The sequence below is a fragment of the Methylobacterium frigidaeris genome (assembly GCF_022179185.1).
Taxonomy (GTDB): Bacteria; Pseudomonadota; Alphaproteobacteria; order Rhizobiales; family Beijerinckiaceae; genus Methylobacterium; species Methylobacterium frigidaeris.
Map to the genome: position 1 here is coordinate 1 of NZ_BPQJ01000051.1, position 17,623 is coordinate 17,623.

The following is a 17,623-nucleotide window of genomic DNA, read 5'->3' on the forward strand; positions in this document are numbered from 1 at the left end:
GATGCGCCGCTCGCCTTCGCATCGACACGTCGATGCGAAGGCGCGAGGGTATCAGACGGCCGCGCTGGTCCGCGCCGGGCCCCCGCTCCCGAAATACGCCCGCTCCAGCCGCTCGGCCAAGTCGGGCGCACCGGCCTCGGCCGCGAGCACGATCTGGCCTTGCGCCAGGGCATAGACCCGGTCGGAGACGGCCCGCGCCTTCTCGACCAGCTGCTCGACCAGCAGCACCGCGGTGCCCTGCCGGCGCAGGCGGGAAACCACCTCGAGCACCCGGTCGACCAGAACCGGCGAGAGGCCGGCGGACGGCTCGTCGAGCATCAGGAGGCGTGGGCGCTGCACCAGGCCTTGCGCCACCGCCAGCATCTGCTGCTGGCCGCCCGAGAGCGAGGCGCCCTTGTCGTGGCTCTTCGCGGCGATCTCGGGGAAGTGCGACAGGGCCTCCGCGATGCGCGTCTCGCGCTCGGCCCGGGGCAGGTCGTAGGCGGCGAGCAGCAGGTTCTCGCGCACCGTCTGCCCGGTGAAGACGCGGTGGCCCTCGATGACGTGCGACAGCCCGGCCCGCACGGCCGTTCGGGGCCCGGCGCCGGAGAGCAGGGCTCCCCCGAGCCGCACGGTGCCGGCCTGGACCGGCAGCAAGCCGGAGAGCGCCCGCAGCAGCGTCGACTTGCCGGCGCCGTTGGGGCCGAGCAGCGTGACGACCTCGCCTGCCCTCACCACCAGGTCGACGCCGTGGAGCACCCGGATCTTGCCGTAGCCCGCCTCCAGCCCCTGCACCTGCAGGAGGGGCGGGTTCCCTGGATCATGCGCCGAGATAGGCACTGACCACCTCCCTGTGGCTGCGGATCTCCGCAGGTGTTCCCGAGGCCAGGACCCGGCCGAGATTGAGCACCGTGACCTCGTCGCAGATCGCGAAGATCAGGTCGGCATGGTGCTCGACGAGGAGCACGCCGATCCCGGCATCCGCCACCGCCCGGATCAGCCCGCCGAGGCGCTGAATCTCGGAGGCCGAGAGGCCCGCCGCCGGTTCGTCGAGGAGCAGGAAGGCCGGGCGCAGCATCAAGGCGCGGGCGATCTCGAGGAAGCGCAACTCGCTGTGCTGCAGCCGCCCGGCCCGGACCTCGTCGAGGCCGTCGAGCCCGACCGCCCTGAGGGCGAGGCGGGCCGCCTCGCGCAACCGGCGCTCGTCCTCGCGGTGGCGCCTCGACGACAGCAGCGCCTCCGCCAGGGTGGCGCGTCCCGCGACGCTGCCGCCCAGCATCACGTTCTCGATGACGGTCGCCTCGCCGACGATGCGCGGGGTCTGGAAGGTGCGGGCGATGCGCAAGAGGGCGCGCGCCTCCCGCGCCTCGGCGAGGAGCGAGCGGGCGCCTAAGCTCACCTGCCCGGCTTGCGGCCGGTAATAGCCCGAGATGACGTTCAGCGTCGTCGTCTTGCCGGAACCGTTGGGGCCGATGAGGCCGTGAACGCCGCCGGGACGCAAGGTGAGGTCGAGCCCGTCGATCGCCTTCACGGCGCCGAAGCTCAGGCGCACGCCCGTGAGCGTGATCGGCTCAGCACTCGATGCGCCTGCCGCGAGGTCCTGCAGCGCCGCGGCGCGCGGGGCGATGCTGCGCTCGGCCGGGAGCGGCCGGTGCTGGCTCCGGTCGAGGAGGTCGGCGATGCCGCCCGGCAGCGCCACCACGATGACGAGGAGGAGGACCGCGTAGAGGAAGGTCGACCAGGCCGCGAGCGGGGCTGCCACCTCCGGCAGGATGGTGAGCACGATCGTGCCGATCAGCGGCCCCAGCACCGAGCCGCGCCCGCCGATCAGCACCGCGATGAAGAACAGGAGCGACAGGTCGAAGGTGAAGGCGTCCGGCGTGATGTAGGTCTGGAGCGAGGCGAACAGCCCCCCGGCGATCGCGGCGACGCAGCCGGCGAACAGGAACACCGCGACGAGGAGCCGGGGCTTGGAAATGCCGACGGCCTCGGCCGCGACCTCGGCGTCGCGGACCGCCACCAGCGCCCGGCCGTAGCGGCTGCCGGCGACGTTGAGGGTCATCCAGGTGCATAAGGCAGCGCCGGCGAGGCACAGGCCGTAGAAGCCGAGGCGCGAGTCGAACGGGGCCGGCATCTCCGGCCCGGTGATGCCGATGCCGCCGCCGGTCACGTCCTGCCAGGCGAGCGCGATCTGCGTGACGATGGTGGCGAAGCCCAGCGTCGTCATGGCGAAGTAGAAGGTGCGCAAGCGGAGCGCCGGCAGGCCGACGATCACCCCGACCAGGGCCCCGACGATCCCGGCGCAGGCGAGTGCCGCGACGACCGGAAACGCCGGCAGGACGGTGCCGGCCGCGAGCACGCTGGTGGTGTAGGCCCCCACCAAGAGCAGCGCGACGTAGCCGATGGCGAGCTGCCCGGCGAAGCCGACGACGAGGTTGAGGCCGGAGACCAGGATCCAGTAGATCGCCGCCCTTGTGGCGATCAGCGTCCAGTAATCGTTGCCGAAGAGCGGCACCGCGAGCGCGATGCCGAGGATCAGGAGGAAGGGTGCGGCAGCGGCGAGGCGCGCCCCCGCCCGGTCGCGGGCGGCAGGCCCGGAGGCCGCGAGAGCGGAAGGGACACTCATACGCGCCTCGCCTGGGCCGAGCCGAGGAGCCCTTGCGGAGCTGCCAGCAGCACGACGATGAACAGGGTGAAGACCGCGACGGAGGCGAAGATGCCGCCGACGACGAAGTTCGCGGTCTGCTGGAACAGCCCGAGGACGAGGCCGCCGATCAGGGCGCCGCGGTTGTTGCCGAGGCCCCCGAGCGCCACCGGGATGAAGCCGTAGAAGTTGAGATGCGGCCCGTTGGCGAAGAAGGCGAGCAGCAACTCGCCGCCGGCATAGCCGGCGAGCGCCCCGATGCCGCCGGCGAGCGCGTAGCTCATCACCCGCAGGCGCCGCTCGGGCAGGCCCAGCGCGCGGGCGGCGAAATTGTCCTCCGCCACGGCGAGGAAGGCGTGGCCCAGAAGCGTGCGCCGGTAGAGAAGTTCGAGGCCCAGGACGACGAGGAGGCAGGCGGCGACCGGCAGCCAGAACTTCTCGTCGAGGACGGTCTCGCCGAAGCCGCCGAGGAGGCGCGGGAAGGGCTGCGGCTCGGTGCTCCAGGTGATCGCCGTGACCTGCTGGATCATCAAGGCGAGCGCCAGCGTCGAGAGCACGTAGAGGTGCTGGTCGAGGCTCTTCAGCACCGGGCGCACCGCCACGAACTCGGTGACGATGCCGACGAGCGCGCCGCAGGCGAGGGTGAGCAGGAGCCCGAGCGGCCAGGGCAGCCCGAGGCGCAAGGTGAACAGCGAGCCGAGCACGCCGCCGAGCATCCCGAGCTGCCCGGCGGTGAAGCTCATCACCCGGGAGGTCGAGAACATCGTGTTGTAGGTGATGCCGATCAGCGCGTAGATCGCGCCGACGGCGAGGCCGGAGGCCAGGATCGAGGCGAGCATGGCGGCGCTCCCCCTCCCCTTCGTCAGGAATAGCCCGGGGCGAGCCGGAAGCTGCCGTCGCGGCCGCTATTGGCCGCCGACATCACCACGTCCTCGGTCGGGTAGCCGTTATGCTCCTTGGGCGTGTAGGTGTAATCGCCGAAGATGCCCGGATATTTCGTGAGACCGTTCCAGTGCTTGACGATCGCGTCGGGCGCGCTGGAGCCGGTCTCCTCCACCGCCTTGGCGATCAGGGTCACGGCGTCGTAGCCGGCCGCCACCCACCACAGCAGGGTGTCGGAGAGCGCGACCTTTCCTTTCAGCCGCGCCACGAACTCCTCGCTGCGGGCGTTGAGCTTGCCGGATTCGTCGTAGGAGCAGCTGCGGTAGCCGACCGCGTAGACCTTGTCCCAGTTCGCCGGCTTCTCGAGCAGCCCGCCGATCTCGCCCGAGGCCATCGAGGGATGGCCGACGAACGGCACGTCCCAGCCCATCCGGGCGCGGGTGTTGAACAGGCGGGCATCCATGCCGGTCGACACGCTCCAGACCACGATCACCTCGGCGCCGGCATTGCGGGCGCGCAGCAGGTCGGGGGTCATGTCGGGCTGGGTCGAGTCGATGTTGCCGAGATAGACCACCTCGGCCCCGTCCTGCTTGAACGCCGCGGCCGAGGCCTTGGCGGCGGTGACGCCGTAGCCGGTCGTGTCGCCGATGACCGCGACGCGCTTCACCTTCAGCACCTTGAGGCAGTAGCTGCGCACCGCGTCGTCCCACTGGGTGTTGGAGGGGGCGATGCGGAAGGCGTTGGGGTACTTCGCCGGGTCGATCAGGCTGTCGATCACGCAAGGGTGGATGTTCGGCATCTTGGCCCGCGCCATGATCGGGGTCGTCGCCAGGGCCTCGCCGGAATTGGTCGGGCCCCAGATGGCGTGGACCTTGGCCTGGCTGATCATCTCCTGGACGGCGTTGACCGCCTTGGTGGGATCCCCTTGCGAGTCGCGGGTGACGATCTCGATCTTGCGGCCCTTGACCCCGCCGGCGCCGTTGATCGCCTCGGCGGCGAAGACCACGCCGCGGTTGAAGCCGACCGTCGGGGCCGAGCTCGGGCCGGTCATCGCCGCGAGCCAGCCGACGCGCAAGGGCTCGCCCTGCGCCAGGGCCGGCCGGGGGAACCCGAGGGCCACCGCCCCCGCGAGGCCGGCAGCATTCATCACGAGCGCACGACGGTTCGTCGTCACCATGGCGTTCTCCTCCCGTTGTCGTCTCGGCCGGCGCGGTTGTTCTAGGCGCCTTGCCGCTCCAAGTGCCGGATCCGGTCCTCGTCGAAGGTGAACCCGAAGCCTGGCCGCTCCGGTACGATGGCGTATCCGTCGGCGAAGTCCAGTCTCTCGCAGTACAGTTCGGAGAACCATGGCATGTATTCGAGAGAATGGGCATTCGCGAGGGCGCCGAGCACGCTCAGGCTCTGCTCGGGGAAGAGATGGCTCGAGACCGGCAGGTCGTGCGCCTCGGCGAGGTGGCCGACCCGCATGAACTCGGTGACGCCGCCGACCCGCTGCAGGTCCGGCATCAGGATGTCGGCCGAGCGCAGCTCGATCATCCGGCGGAAGCCGTAGCGGGTATAATCGGTCTCGCCGCTGGCGATCGGGGTGTCGAGGGCGGCGGCGACGCGGGCCAGCCCCTCGACGTCCCAGGCCGGCAGCGGCTCCTCGAACCAGGTCAGGTCGAACTCCTCCAGCCGTCGGCCGAGGCGGATGGCGTCAGTCTCGGTGAGGCCCTGGTTGGCATCGGCCATCAGGCGGATCTTTGGGCCGATCGCCTCGCGGACCGCCCGCACCCGGACGATGTTCCAGTCCGGATCGCCGGCCGAGAGGCGCATCTTCATCATCCGGAAGCCCGCCGCCTTGAAGCTGTCCGCCTCGGCGATCAGTTCGTCGGTCGAGCGGTCGAGCCACAGGCCGCCGGAATGGTAGACCGGCACCCGGGCGCTGGCGCCACCGAGCATGCGGTAGAGCGGCAGTCCGGCGCGCTTGCCCGCGAGGTCCCACAGGGCGCTGTCGAGGGCCGAGATGCCCATGACGGGCATGCCCTTGTGGCCCATGAAGTTGACGTCGCGCCAGGCCCGCGACCAGAAGCCGGCGATGTGGCCGGCATCCTGGCCGATCACCAGGTCGGCCATCTCGTCGATGAGCGCGCGCAGCACCTTGGTGCGCCGGTCGTTCAACGTGAACACGACGGTCTCGCCGGTGAGCCCGTCCGCCCGCACCGTGACCAGGATGCAGCCGAAGGAGTGGAGCTGGCCGAGCGCCGAGCCGATCGGCCGCTCCGGGCGCAAGGTAACGGGACGCGTCTCGACGCGGTCGACCTTCATGGCATGTCCTCCCTTATGCCGTGCGGACGATGCCACCGACCCGGTAGCGGTCGAGCACGTCCGGATCCGGATCGCAGCCGAGGCCGGGGCCGGGGGGCAGCCGCACGTGGCCGTTCTCGGCCCGGATCCAAGGATCGAACGGGTTGGCCTCCATGTCGAGCCACAGCACCTCGACCAGCGGGTCTTCGACGCGGGCCGCGATGACGTGCATCGTGGCGACGAGGCCGGGGCCGAAATACGGGCTGTGGGGGGCGGCCCGGACCCCGTGCGCCTCGCAGAGCGTGATCACCCGCAGCATCTCACCGATGCCGCCGATCTTGGTGACGCTCGGCTGGGCAACGTCGATCGCGCCGGCCTCGATCAGCGCCTTGAAGCCGAACAAGCCGGCGGTGTTCTCGCCGGCGGCGATCGGGATGCCGCGGGCCCGCACCTGGGCGAGGCCGTGCGCGTCCTCCGGCGGCCAGACCGGCTCCTCGAACCAGGTGAGGTCGTGGGGTGCGAAGGCGTCGGCCATCCTGAGCGCCGCCGGCACGCTCCAGGCGCAGTTGACGTCGACCATCAGGGCAGCGCCGTGCGCCCGCGCCACCTCGGCGCCGGCCGCGACCGCTTCCTCCGTCACCTCGTGCAGCTTGATGTGGCGGTAGCCGGCGGCGCAGGCCGCCTCGACGTTGCGGCGCACGAGCGCCGGATCGTGGTAGGCGAGCAGCGAGGCGTAGGCCGGCAGCCGCTCGCGGACACCGCCGAGGAGCCGCGCCACCGGCTGGCCGGCGCGCTTGCCGGCGAGGTCCCACAACGCGGTCTCGATTCCCGAGTAGGCGAAGACGAACGGGCCGTTGCGGCCGAGCAGATGCGTGGCGTGGAGCACGCTGCGGGTCAGCGCCGCGATATCGCCCGACGAGCGGCCGAGGACGAGCGGCGCCACGATCCCGTCGAGGGCGGCGCGGGTCGCCCCGATGCCGGCATGGCCGAAGGCCTCGCCCCATCCGACCAGGCCCTCGTCGGTCTCGACGCGCACCAGCAGGATGTCGAGATGGGTCCAGGCCTTGCCGGCGAATGTGGCCGGGGGGCCGCCCATGTCGAAGGGAAGCGAGACGATCTGTGACTGGATGTCGACGATGTTCAATCGTATCTCCCTGGATCGTAATCTTTTCGATCGATCGAATATATCGTCACAATCTCATCCTGGAGTCGCAGGTGAGAATCGAAGTCTTTCTCACCCCGCACCCCCCTGCCCCGCCGGGATCCGCTCCCGTTCCATCAGGTCGGCCTCCCGGCGCAGCGCCTCGGCCAGTTCCGCCTCGCGTGCCCGGATACGCGTGGTGAGCGCCGCGATGCTGAGAGCCGCCACGGTGCGGCCGGCCGTGTCGCGCACCGGCACGCCGATCGCCCCCATCGTGTCGACGACCTGATCGAGGAGCACGACGTAGCCGCGCGCCCGCGAATCGGCGATGCGGGCGCGGATCTCCGCCTGGCTCAGGCGCGGATAGAGCCCGAGGCGCTGGACCACGATGCCGAGGATCGCGTCGACCTCCCGGTCGGGCAGCCAGGCGAGCAGCGCCATGGCGCCGGCCCCGACCCCGAGGGGGCGCCGGCTGCCGATATCGAGGTAGTTCGCCCGGATCGGATAGGAGCCGATCTCGCGCTCGACGCAGACCGCCTCGACGCCGCTCCTGACCGAGAGCAGGACCGTGTCGCCGGAAAGCTCGGCCAGCCGCACCAGGCTCGGCCGCGCCAGCGCCCGCAGGTCGTCGGGCCGTCCGGCGCTGGCGGCGAGCGCCATCAGCTCAGGCCCGGGCCGCCAGCGCCGCCCGTCGGCCGCGCGGGCGGCGAAGCCCTCCTGCGCCAAGGTGTCGAGGATGCGCAGGGCCGTGACCTTGTTGAGCCCGGTCTCGGCCGAGAGCTCGGTGAGGCGCCGGGGTGCGGGGGCGGCGAGCGCGCGCAGCACGGCGCAGACCTTCTGGACCGCGTTGGGCTCGGGCATGGCGGGCGAAGGGGGTGGGGCGTCGTCGGCGGACCTCATGCGTCCCCCGGCGACGCACGCGAATCCAGACCCGGCTGAGGGTGCATGGCGCCTCTCACGCGTTCCCGATGCTGCCGCCCTTGATGGGTCAGTTCCGTGTAACGGAACCAATTCGGTCAGTGTCGGCTCTCCCCATCCGTCGACAGATGCAATCGATCTCCGGCATGGACTAGTGTTGACAGGCTATTCGCCGGAAGGCAACCATCCTCCGAGAAGAGGTCGCCGGCCCGAGGCTGCGACGGCCCGGCCCGGAGGACGCCCGATGCAAGGTTCTGCCAGGCGGAAGAGTGTGCGTGCCTGTTGCCCCGTGGCGCCCACCCGATGAGCCGCATCACCGGCATCGGCCTCACCCCGTTCGGGCGTCTCGCGGGCGCCTCCACCCTCGACCTGATGAGCCGCGCCGCCACCGACGCGCTGACGGATGCCGGGCTGGAGCGGCGCGAGATCGACGGCCTGATCACCGGCTACTCGACCACCCACCCGCACCTGATGCTCTCGACGGTGTTCGCCGAGCATTTCGGGTTGCGGCCGGCCTATGCTCACGCGGTGCAGCTCGGCGGCGCCACGGGCTTCGCCCTGGTGATGCTCGCCCATCTGCTGGTCGAAGCGGGCGCGGCGCGGCGCATCCTGGTGGTGGCAGGGGAGAACCGGCTGTCGGGCCAATCCCGCGACGCGGCGATCCAGACGCTCGCCCAGGTCGGCCATCCGACCTACGAGGTGCCGCTCGGGCCCACCATCCCCGCCTATTACGGCCTCGTCGCGTCGCGCTACGCCCATGAATACGGCATCGACGAGATCGCCGAGCTCGCGGTGCTGATGCGGGCGAACGCCGCCCGCACCCCCGGCGCCCACCTGACCGAACCGATCACCGCCGCGATGGTGCGGGACTCGAAGCCGATCGCCGCCCCCTTGCGCCTGCTCGATTGCTGCCCGGTCTCCGATGGCGGCGCGGCCTTCGTCATCGAGCGCGCCGATCCCGCGAGGCCGGGACCGAGGATCCGGGGCGCCGCGCAGGCCCACACCCACCAGCACGTCAGCGCCGCGTCCTCCCTGACCGCCTTTGGGGCCCGCGACAGCGCCGGCCGGGCGCTGGCGCAAGGAGGCGTCGCGCTGGCCGACATCCGCTATGCGGCGATTTACGACAGCTTTACCATCACGCTGGCGATCCTCTTGGAAGAGATCGGTTTGGCGCCGCGGGGCGCCGCCGGGCGGCTCGCCCGCGAGGGGCATTTTTCCCCCGAGGGGGCGATGCCGCTCAACACTCATGGCGGCCTCCTCAGCTACGGCCATTGCGGCGTCGGCGGCGCCATGGCTCACCTCGCCGAGACCGTGCGGCAGATGCGGGGAGAGGCCGGCCCGCGCCAGGTCGCGGAGCCGCCGCTGGCGCTGCTGCACGGCGACGGCGGCGTGCTCTCCTCCCATGTGAGCCTCGTCCTGGAGAACGGCCGATGAGCGCGGAGATCCCGGACTGGACGACCGGCCGCGAGGGCCTCGCGCTCGCGCGCTGCCGGGCCTGCGGCCACGTGCAGTATCTCCGCCGCCCGTTCTGCCCGGAATGCGGCAGCGAGGACTTGGGCGTGGAACAGGCCTCCGGCCGCGGCACGGTCTACGCCGTCACGGTGGTGGCCCGCGCGCCGTCCCCGGAGCTCAGCGCCCACGCCCCCTACGGCCTCGCCCTCGTCGATGCCGAGGAAGGCTTCCGCTTCATGGCGCATTGTCCGCCTGAGGGCGTCGCGATCGGCGATCCCGTGCTCACGCGGTTTCGCAGCTTCGGGGCCGGCCTCGTCCCGTTCGTCACCCCGGAGGGCACCCCATGACCGCGAGTCTCCAGGCCGCCCTCGACCCAAGCGCGATCGCGGTGATCGGGGCCTCCGAGAATCCCGACAAGATCGGCGGCCGGCCGCTCCTCTACCTGTCGCGATTCGGGTTTCGTGGCGAGGTGTGGCCGGTCAACCCGCGGCGGGACGAGGTCCAGGGCCGGCGCACGGTGCCGCACCTCTCGGCCCTGTCGCGGGCGCCCGACCTCGCGATCATCGCGGTGCCGGGCGAGGCGGCGGTGGCGGCCCTCGACGAGTGCGCCGAGATCGGCGTCAAGGTGGCGATCATGATGGCCTCGGGCTTCGGCGAGACCGCGGACCCCGAGGCCAAGGCGGCCGAGCGGGCGATGGTGGCGCGCGCCCGGGCCCGGGGCCTCCGGATGATCGGCCCGAACTCGCAAGGCCTCGCCAATTTCGGCACCGGGGCAGTGGCGAGCTTCTCCAGCATGTTCCTGGAGGTCGAGCCGCAGGACGGCCCGGTCGGCATCGTCAGCCAGAGCGGGGCGATGAGCGTCGTTCCCTACGGGCTCCTGCGCGGCCGCGGCATCGGCGTGCGCCACGCCCACGCCACCGGCAACGACGCCGACGTCACGGTATGCGAGCTCGCCGCCGCGGTCGCGGCCGATCCGGGCCTGAGGCTCCTGCTCCTCTACCTCGAGAGCATCCCCGACCCGCACCACCTTGCGCAGGCCGCGGCGATCGCCCGCGATCGCGGCCTGCCGATCGTGGCGCTCAAGGCAGGCCGCACCGCAGCCGGGCAGGCGGCGGCCCGGTCGCATACCGGGGCGCTCGCCAACGAGGACCGGCTGGTCGACGCTTTCCTCGAGCAGCACGGGATCTGGCGGGCGCAGGACACGACCGACCTCGTCGCGGCCGCCGAGCTGTACCTGAAGGGCTGGCGCCCGGAGGGCCGCCGGATGGTGGCGATCAGCAATTCGGGGGCGACCTGCGTGATGGCGGCGGACGCGGCCTCGACCGCGGGGCTCGACCTCGCCCCGTTGGGCGACGAGACGCAGGCGCGCCTGCGGGCGATCCTGCCGAGCTTCGCCGCGACCCGCAATCCGGTCGACATCACGGCGGCACTGATGACGAACTCCGCCCTGTTCAGCCAGATCCTGCCGGTGATCGCCGAGGATCCGAGCGCCGACGCCTTCCTGGTCGGGGTGCCGGTGGCGGGCCGGGCCTACGCGGTCGACGATTTCGGCCGCGACACTGCCGCCTTCGCGGCGGCGACGGGCAAGCCGGTGGTGATCGTCGCGCCCCAGGAGCTGGTCGCCGCGCCGTTCCGCTCGCGCGGCCTGCCGGTCTTCTCCGGGGAGGGCGAGGCGGTCCGGGCGCTGCACCAGTTCATCGCCCATCACGAGCGGATCGCGGCGGCCGGGGGCAGGCCGCCCCCTCCGGCCCCTCCCCCGCCGAGCGAGGCGGCGCTGCGCCTTCTCGACGAGGCCGAGAGCCTGGCGCTGCTGGCGCGGGCCGGCGTGCCGGTGGTCCGCCACCGCCGCTGCCGCACGGCCGACGAGGCTGTGGCCGCGGCCGAGACGATCGGCGGTCCGGTCGCCGTCAAGGGCTGCTCGGCCGAGGTCGCGCACAAGAGCGAGCTCGGCCTCGTCCATCTCGGGGTGAGCGGAGAGGAGGCCGTGCGCGCCGCTTTCGAGGCCTGTCGGGCGGGGCTGGCGAAGGCCGGCCACGCACCCACCGGCGTCATCGTCGCCGCGATGGCGCGCGGGCGGCGCGAACTGGTCCTCGGCGCGCATCGCGACCCGTTCTTCGGCCCGGTCGTGGTGGTGGGCGACGGTGGCACCTACGTCGAGGCGATGCCGGACGTCGCCCTGCTGCTGCCGCCGTTCACGCAGGCGGAGGTGCGGCGGGCGCTCGGCCGCCTGCGGATCGCGCCGCTGATCGCGGGCGTGCGCGGCGAGGCTCCTTGGGCGATCGAGCCCTACCTCGCCGCCGCGGTGGCGGTGGGCGAGCTGATGACGATGGAGCCGCGGATCGCCAGCCTCGACGTCAATCCGATGCTGGTCGGCACCGAGCCCGGCGACTGCCTCGCCCTCGACGCCGTCGTGTTCGGGGACGGCCTGCCATCGCCTTGACGCCTTTGCGCCAAGCGCGACGGCGGGACATCCGTCCCCGGACCGCGCGCACGAACGCGACGAAGCCCGGAAAGCGTGCTTTCCGGGCTTCTCACGCCTGTCGATCAGAGCCCCGTCACAGGAACCCGATCGAGAACCACGGCACGAAGGTGAGGACCAGGAGGCCGAGGAACAGCGCGCCGAGATAGATCCAGATCCGGCGCATCCCCGCCTCGGGCGACACCTGCCCGATGATGCAGGCGGCGTAGTAGCAGAGGCCGAAGGGCGGGGCGAAGAGGCCCAGTCCCATCGCCAGGATCACGATCATGCTGTAGTGGACCTCGTGGATCCCGAACTGATGCGCGATCGGGAAGAGCAGCGGGCCGAACAGCACGATCGCCGGGATGCCTTCGAGCAGGCTGCCGAGCACGATGAAGGCGACGACCGAGATCAGCAGGAAGCCGGTCTTGCCGCCCGGCACCGCCGCCATCGCCCGGGCGAGGTCGTGCGAGAAGCCCGATTGGGTCAGCGCCCAGGCCATCGCGCTCGCGGCCCCCACGATGAACAGGATTGCCCCCGACAGCGAGGCGGTCCGCGCCAGCATCGGGATGATCTCCCGGCGCTTGAGCCCGCCGCGATAGATCACGAGGCCGAGCACCAGCGAATAGGCGATGCCGATGGTCGAGACCTCGGTCGCCGTCGCGACGCCCTCCACCACCGCGGTGCGGATGAGGAACGGCAGCAGCAGGGCCGGCAGGGCGACCAGGAGCGTCTTCTTCACCACCGAGGCCGGGGCCCGGGGGAACACGGTCGCGTCCTCCTCCTTGCCGGCGCGGTAGCGGGCCACTGCGGCCAGCACCAGGGCGAGCACCAGGGCGGGCAGGATCCCGGCGGTGAACAGGGCGGCGATCGACACTCCCGTCGCCGAGGCGATGGCGATCAGCACGATCGAGGGCGGGATCGTCTCGCTCATCGCCCCCGAGGCGGCGAGGATCGACAGCAATTCGCCGTCCTTCATGCCGCGCCGGCGCATCTCGGGAAACAGCACCGGGGCGACCGCCGCCATGTCGGCGGTCTTCGAGCCGGAGATGCCGGAGACGAGCAGCATCGCACCGAGCAGCACGTAGGACATGCCGGCCCGCACGTGGCCCAGCAGCGAGGCGAGGAACGCCACCATCACGCGGGCCATCCCGGTCGCGTCGACGAGCTGGCCGAGCAGCACGAAGAGGGGAATCGCCAGCAGGATCAGGCTGCTCATCCCCTCGTCCATCCGCCCGACCACGATGGTCAGCGGCGTCGAGGTGGTGGTGAGCAGGTAGGCGGACGTCGCGAGCGCGAACGAGAACGCGATCGGCACGCCGGCCAGGATGCCGATCCCGAGCAGGCCGACGAAGAAGACCAGGAGGGCCCAGTTGCCGATCCCGGCAAGCCACGGCGCAGCGAGGCTGAGGAGCGCGACGAGACCGAGGAGCACCGCTCCGACGCCGAGGAGGTCCGTCACGCGGTGACGGGCGAGGCGCAAGGCGCAGGCGAGGAGCGCCAGCACGAAGCCGACCGGCACGGCGAGCGCCCGCACCGTGCCCGACCAGCCGAGCGCCGGCGTCTCCACGAAGGATTGGTCCTCGGTGTAGTCGTAGGCCGCGTGCATGAGAAGGGCCAGGAAGGCGAAGACCATGCCGATGGCGAGCGCCTCGCACCAGGCTTGCGCCCGGGGCGAGAGCGAGCCGACCACGAAGGTCAGCCGCATGTGCTCGCCCCGCTGCACCGCCACGACGCTGCCGAGCATCGCGAGCCACAGGAACAGGATCGAGGCGAGCTCGTCGCTCCAGATGATCGAGTGCCCGATCGCCCGCGAGACGATGCCGGCGAACAGGATCAGGGCCTCGGCGGCGACGAGAGCCGCCGCCGGCACCTCGACGGCGAGGCGCAAGGCCCGCTCGGCCGAGGACAGCCAGTCGGCGGAGGGAGCGGCCGCCGGCCGCCCATGGGCGTCGGCGAGCGCGCTCATGCCAAGTCTCCCGTCACGGCCTCGAGGGCCTTCCACGCCTCGGGCCCGAACTTGTCCTTCCAGTCCCGGTAGAAGCCGGCCTGGGTCAGGGCCTTGCGGAAGGCGGCCTTGTCGGGGGTCTCGAAGGTAAGGCCGCGGGCGGTGAGCTGCCCCTTGAGCGTGCCGGTCAGGCGCACGACGTCCTCGCGCTCCTCCATCGCGGCGCGGTCGAGCTCGCGCCGGACGATCTCCTGGAGCGGCCCGGGCAGCTTTCCGAAGGCGCGACGGTTGGCGACGATCCAGAACGGATCCCAGATGTGGTTGGTCTCTGAGACGTATTTCTGCACCTCGTAGAGCTTGCCGGCATCGATCGCGACGAGGCCGTTCTCCTGGCCGTCGACCAGCCGAGTCTGCAGCGCGGTGTAGAGTTCGTTGAAGTTGATCGAGGTTGGGCTCGCCCCGAGGCTCGAGAACAGCGAGGTGAAGATCGGCGCCACCGGCACGCGGATGCGGTAGCCCTTGAGGTCCTCGGGCGTCTTGATCGGCTTTGCGGCGGAGGTGATCTGCCGGAAGCCGTTATCGGCGGCCTTCGCCGCGACGATGAGGCCGGTCTTCTCGATCTGGGCGCGGACATAGTCACCCACCGGCCCGTCGACCCCGCGCCAGACGTGGTCGTAGTCGGAGAAGGCGAAGCCCACATTGGTGATCGCCGCGCCGGAGGCCACCGTCGAGATCACCGAGCCCGAGATGTTGAGGAACTCGATCCCCCCGCTGCGCACCTGGGTGATCAGGTCGGTGTCGGAGCCGAGCTGGCTCGCCGGGAAGAACTTCAGCTCCATCCGCCCACCGGACGCCTCGCGGATGCGCTGGCAGGCCTGGTCGAGCCGGGCATTGATCGGCTGCGTCAGGGATTGGCCTGTGGCGAGCTTGTAGGTGAACTCGGCCGCCCGCGCCGGGCCCGTCCGGATGGCGACGAGTGGAAATGCGGCGGCGCCGGCCAGGAGCAGGCGGCGCGAGGGGGCCTGCCTCGAGAGGTCTTGCTTGGCCGCGGACTGGGATTCTGGCGTGGATGTCATCGGCTTCCTCCGGCGCGCCGTCATCCGCGCAGGGGGCGCGGTGCGGCATCGTTCGATCGCGACGTGGAGGGAGGCGCATGGCGCAAGGCGCGCGGCGTTTCGCGCCCATCATCCTCCCCTGCGGCGTCCCTCGATCCGGGACCGCTCGTCTCGCTTGGTCGCCGAGAGTAGGAACGAGGTCGATGTAGGACAATCCAGATTATTTGCGGTTTCGTGTAGGAGCGCTAAACTGTCGGGATGTCGGTCCCGCTCCGCGCCATCACGGTCTTCCACGCCGTTGCCCGCTCCGGCAGCATCACCCGGGCGGCGGAGGATCTCGGCGTCACGCCCTCCGCGGTGAGCCAGCAGGTCCAGTCCCTCGAGCTGGCCCTCGGCACCGCGCTGGTCGGCAAGGCCGGCCGCGCCATCGTGCTGACCGAGGCCGGCGAGCGCTACTTCGAGATGATCGGGGCCGAGATCGACCGGATCATGGAGGCGACGGAGCGCATCCAGGGCTTCCGCTCGGTGACCACGCTGACCGTGCGGGCGACGCCGAGCCTGTCGACGAAGTGGCTGCTGCCGCGACTCGCCGGCTTCATCACGGCGCATCCCGACATCGAGCTGCGTCTCGACGGCACCAACGAGCCGACGGCGTTCCAGAAGGAGAACGTCGACATCGAGATTCGCCACGGCACCGGCGGGTGGCCCGGCCTGTTCGCCGAGGGGCTGGTGGAGGAGAGCTTCCGCCCGGTCTGCGCCCCGTCCCTCGCGGAGCCCGGAGGCCTCGCGGCGGAGGACTTGGCCAGACACTTGCTGATCCACTCGGTGAAGTCGCAGGTGCAGTGGGCGCACTGGTTCAAGCGCGCGGGCGTGACACCGGCGGCGCGCTGGCGCCGGCTCCTGTTCGACCGGACCCACATGGCGATCGACGCCGCCGCCGGCGGACTCGGCATCGCGCTCGAGAGCGACCTGATGCTGTGGGGCGACCTGCGGGCCGGGCGCCTGATCTGCCCGCTCGCCGCGCCGCCGCGGATCACCCTCGTCACCCAGTGGGTGACCTGCCCGCCCGACCACCTGCGCCACCGCAAGGTCCGCGCCTTCCTCGACTGGATCCGCCACGAGCGCGATGCTTGGGCGATCGAGCGCGATGCTTGGGCGGCGGCGGCGGAGCGCGACGCGGAGCATCCTTAAGCAAGGCTACATGGTCGGCTCGGAAATCTGGATTGTCCTTCACGGAGCCGGCTTCTAGCGTCCGGGCCGTTGGATCCCGCCGGGCCGCTCGCACGCGCCAGCCGGGATCACGCCGAGACCGGCCCCGCCTTCCTTCGAGGACCGGCGGCGAGAGCCGGTCGGCCCAAGAAGAGACCCACTGGAGGAAACCGATGAATCTCTCCACCCTGCTCCTCGCCCGCGCCGCGTCCGGCCGCCCGGTCCGCGTCGGCCTGATCGGCGCCGGCAAGTTCGGCTCGATGGTGCTGGCCCAGGCCCAGCGCATCGAGGGGATGCACGTCGTCGCCGTCGCCGACCTCGATGTCGGCCGCGCCCGCGCCTCGCTCGCCCGCGTCGGCTGGCCGGAGGAGCGCTACGCCGCGACCTCGATGGGCGACGCCGTGAAGAGCGGCCGCACCTTCGTCACCGCCGATGCCGGCGCGCTCAGCTCCTGCGACGAGATCGAGTGCATCATCGAAGCGACCGGCCACCCGATCGCCGGCATCCGCCACGCCATCCAGGCGATCGATGCCCGCAAGCACGTCGTCATGGTCAATGTCGAGGCCGACGTGCTGTGCGGCCCGCTGCTCGCCGAGCGGGCGCGCCGCCAAGGCGTGGTGTACTCGATGGCCTACGGCGACCAGCCGGCGATCATCTGCGAGCTCGTCGACTGGGCCCGGTCCTGCGGCTTCGAGCTGACCTCGGCCGGCAAGGGCATGAACTTCGAGCCGCGCTACCGCTACTCCACCCCCGACACCGTCTGGGGCTTCTTCGGCTGGTCCGAGGAGGAGGTGAAGAAGGGCGACTTCAACCCGAAGATGTACAACTCGTTCACCGACGGCACCAAGGCGGCGATCGAGATGGCGGCGGTCGCCAACGGCACCGGGCTCGACTGTCCCGATGACGGCCTCGCCTTCCCGCCGACCGGCCTGCACGACCTCGCCCGGGTCTTCCGCCCGGTGAGCGACGGCGGCCGGCTGCCGCGCTCGGGCCTCGTCGACATCGCGGCGAGCCAGGAGCCGGACGGACGCGAGGTGTTCAACAACATCCGCTACGGCGTCTTCGTCACCTTCAAGGCGACGAGCGAGTACACCAAGGCCTGCTTCAAGCAGTACGGCCTGCTCACCGATCCGTCCGGCTGGTACGGCTCGATGTGGCGGCCCTTCCACATGATCGGGCTCGAGACCAGCGTCAGCGTGCTCTCGGCGGTGTTGCGCAACGAGCCGACCGGCTGCTCGAAAGAGTTCCGCGGCGACGCGGTGGCGACGGCCAAGCGCGACCTCAAGCCCGGCGAGATGCTCGACGGCGAGGGCGGCTACGCGGTGTGGGCAAACGCGATTCCCGCCTCGAAGAGCCTCGCCCGCAACGCCCTGCCGATCGGGCTCGCCCACAACGTCAAGCTCAAGCGCCCGGTCGCCCGCGACCAGATCGTGAGCGTCGACGACGTCGAGCTCGTCAACGACCTCGACGTGGTGACCCTGCGCCGCCAGATGGAGGACACGACCCGGCAGGCGACGACATCCAAGGCGGCCTGAGGGCCTGTTTGACTGATCAGTAGGTTTTATCCCACCCACCACCTCATCCTGAGGTGTCAGTCGATCGACGATCGACTGACCTCGAAGCAGGGCTCCAGGGACCGCACAGACTTCTG

Annotated in this window: 14 protein-coding genes; 5 read left to right on the plus strand and 9 right to left on the minus strand. The window is 71.3% G+C overall.

Annotated elements, in window-relative coordinates; genetic code table 11:
- Positions 1 to 51: 51 nt before the first annotated feature.
- The 7 genes from MFF64_RS30805 to MFF64_RS30835 form a co-directional block, all read right to left on the minus strand.
- Entirely contained in the window at positions 52 to 819 is a 768-nt protein-coding gene (locus MFF64_RS30805) for an ABC transporter ATP-binding protein (protein ID WP_099907435.1), read from the minus strand.
- Positions 800 to 2,605: a branched-chain amino acid ABC transporter ATP-binding protein/permease gene (locus MFF64_RS30810; RefSeq protein WP_099907433.1), complete on the minus strand. Its 1,806-nt coding sequence runs from the start codon at positions 2,603 to 2,605 to the stop codon at positions 800 to 802. The genes MFF64_RS30805 and MFF64_RS30810 overlap by 20 nt, the downstream gene beginning before the upstream one ends.
- Complete coding sequence (locus tag MFF64_RS30815; RefSeq protein WP_099907431.1) at positions 2,602 to 3,462, minus strand: branched-chain amino acid ABC transporter permease; 861 nt, start codon at positions 3,460 to 3,462, stop codon at positions 2,602 to 2,604. The genes MFF64_RS30810 and MFF64_RS30815 overlap by 4 nt, the downstream gene beginning before the upstream one ends.
- Before the next feature lie 23 nt (positions 3,463 to 3,485).
- Positions 3,486 to 4,682 (minus strand): ABC transporter substrate-binding protein, encoded by a 1,197-nt coding sequence (locus MFF64_RS30820; protein ID WP_238193253.1) that lies wholly within the window; start codon positions 4,680 to 4,682, stop codon positions 3,486 to 3,488.
- 41 nt (positions 4,683 to 4,723) lie between these two features.
- Entirely contained in the window at positions 4,724 to 5,812 is a 1,089-nt protein-coding gene (locus tag MFF64_RS30825; protein WP_099907429.1) for a mandelate racemase/muconate lactonizing enzyme family protein, read from the minus strand.
- 13 nt (positions 5,813 to 5,825) lie between these two features.
- Positions 5,826 to 6,935 (minus strand): mandelate racemase/muconate lactonizing enzyme family protein, encoded by a 1,110-nt coding sequence (locus MFF64_RS30830; RefSeq protein ID WP_099907427.1) that lies wholly within the window; start codon positions 6,933 to 6,935, stop codon positions 5,826 to 5,828.
- A 90-nt stretch (positions 6,936 to 7,025) separates the two neighbouring features.
- On the minus strand, positions 7,026 to 7,832 hold the full coding sequence (locus tag MFF64_RS30835; RefSeq protein WP_099907425.1) for an IclR family transcriptional regulator: 807 nt from the start codon (positions 7,830 to 7,832) through the stop codon (positions 7,026 to 7,028).
- A gap of 321 nt (positions 7,833 to 8,153) precedes the next feature.
- On the opposite strand from MFF64_RS30835, the gene MFF64_RS30840 reads away from it, so the two are divergent.
- From MFF64_RS30840 to MFF64_RS30850, 3 genes are read left to right on the plus strand one after another with little or no spacing between them, the layout of a single operon-like run.
- The gene (locus tag MFF64_RS30840; protein ID WP_238193254.1) at positions 8,154 to 9,284 is read left to right on the plus strand and encodes a thiolase family protein; all 1,131 of its coding nucleotides are present in this window, start codon (positions 8,154 to 8,156) and stop codon (positions 9,282 to 9,284) included.
- On the plus strand, positions 9,281 to 9,649 hold the full coding sequence (locus MFF64_RS30845; RefSeq protein WP_099900620.1) for a Zn-ribbon domain-containing OB-fold protein: 369 nt from the start codon (positions 9,281 to 9,283) through the stop codon (positions 9,647 to 9,649). The genes MFF64_RS30840 and MFF64_RS30845 overlap by 4 nt, the downstream gene beginning before the upstream one ends.
- Positions 9,646 to 11,742: an acetate--CoA ligase family protein gene (locus MFF64_RS30850; RefSeq protein ID WP_238193255.1), complete on the plus strand. Its 2,097-nt coding sequence runs from the start codon at positions 9,646 to 9,648 to the stop codon at positions 11,740 to 11,742. The genes MFF64_RS30845 and MFF64_RS30850 overlap by 4 nt, the downstream gene beginning before the upstream one ends.
- Positions 11,743 to 11,857: 115 nt before the next feature.
- Here the strand turns inward: MFF64_RS30850 and MFF64_RS30855 are convergent, their stop codons facing one another.
- Both MFF64_RS30855 and MFF64_RS30860 read right to left on the minus strand, forming a co-directional pair.
- A complete protein-coding gene (locus MFF64_RS30855) occupies positions 11,858 to 13,729 on the minus strand; it encodes a TRAP transporter large permease (protein ID WP_099906242.1) in 1,872 nt (623 codons plus the stop codon).
- Positions 13,726 to 14,784, minus strand: a complete 1,059-nt coding sequence (locus MFF64_RS30860) for a TRAP transporter substrate-binding protein (RefSeq protein WP_099906244.1) — start codon at positions 14,782 to 14,784, stop codon at positions 13,726 to 13,728. Before MFF64_RS30860 ends, MFF64_RS30855 begins: the two co-directional genes overlap by 4 nt.
- A 237-nt stretch (positions 14,785 to 15,021) precedes the next feature.
- Between MFF64_RS30860 and MFF64_RS30865 the strand changes: the two genes are divergently transcribed.
- The gene (locus tag MFF64_RS30865) at positions 15,022 to 15,954 is read left to right on the plus strand and encodes a LysR substrate-binding domain-containing protein (RefSeq protein ID WP_099906246.1); all 933 of its coding nucleotides are present in this window, start codon (positions 15,022 to 15,024) and stop codon (positions 15,952 to 15,954) included.
- 191 nt (positions 15,955 to 16,145) lie between these two features.
- Entirely contained in the window at positions 16,146 to 17,507 is a 1,362-nt protein-coding gene (locus MFF64_RS30870) for an NAD(P)H-dependent oxidoreductase (protein ID WP_099906248.1), read from the plus strand.
- The last annotated feature ends 116 nt before the right edge of the window (positions 17,508 to 17,623 follow it).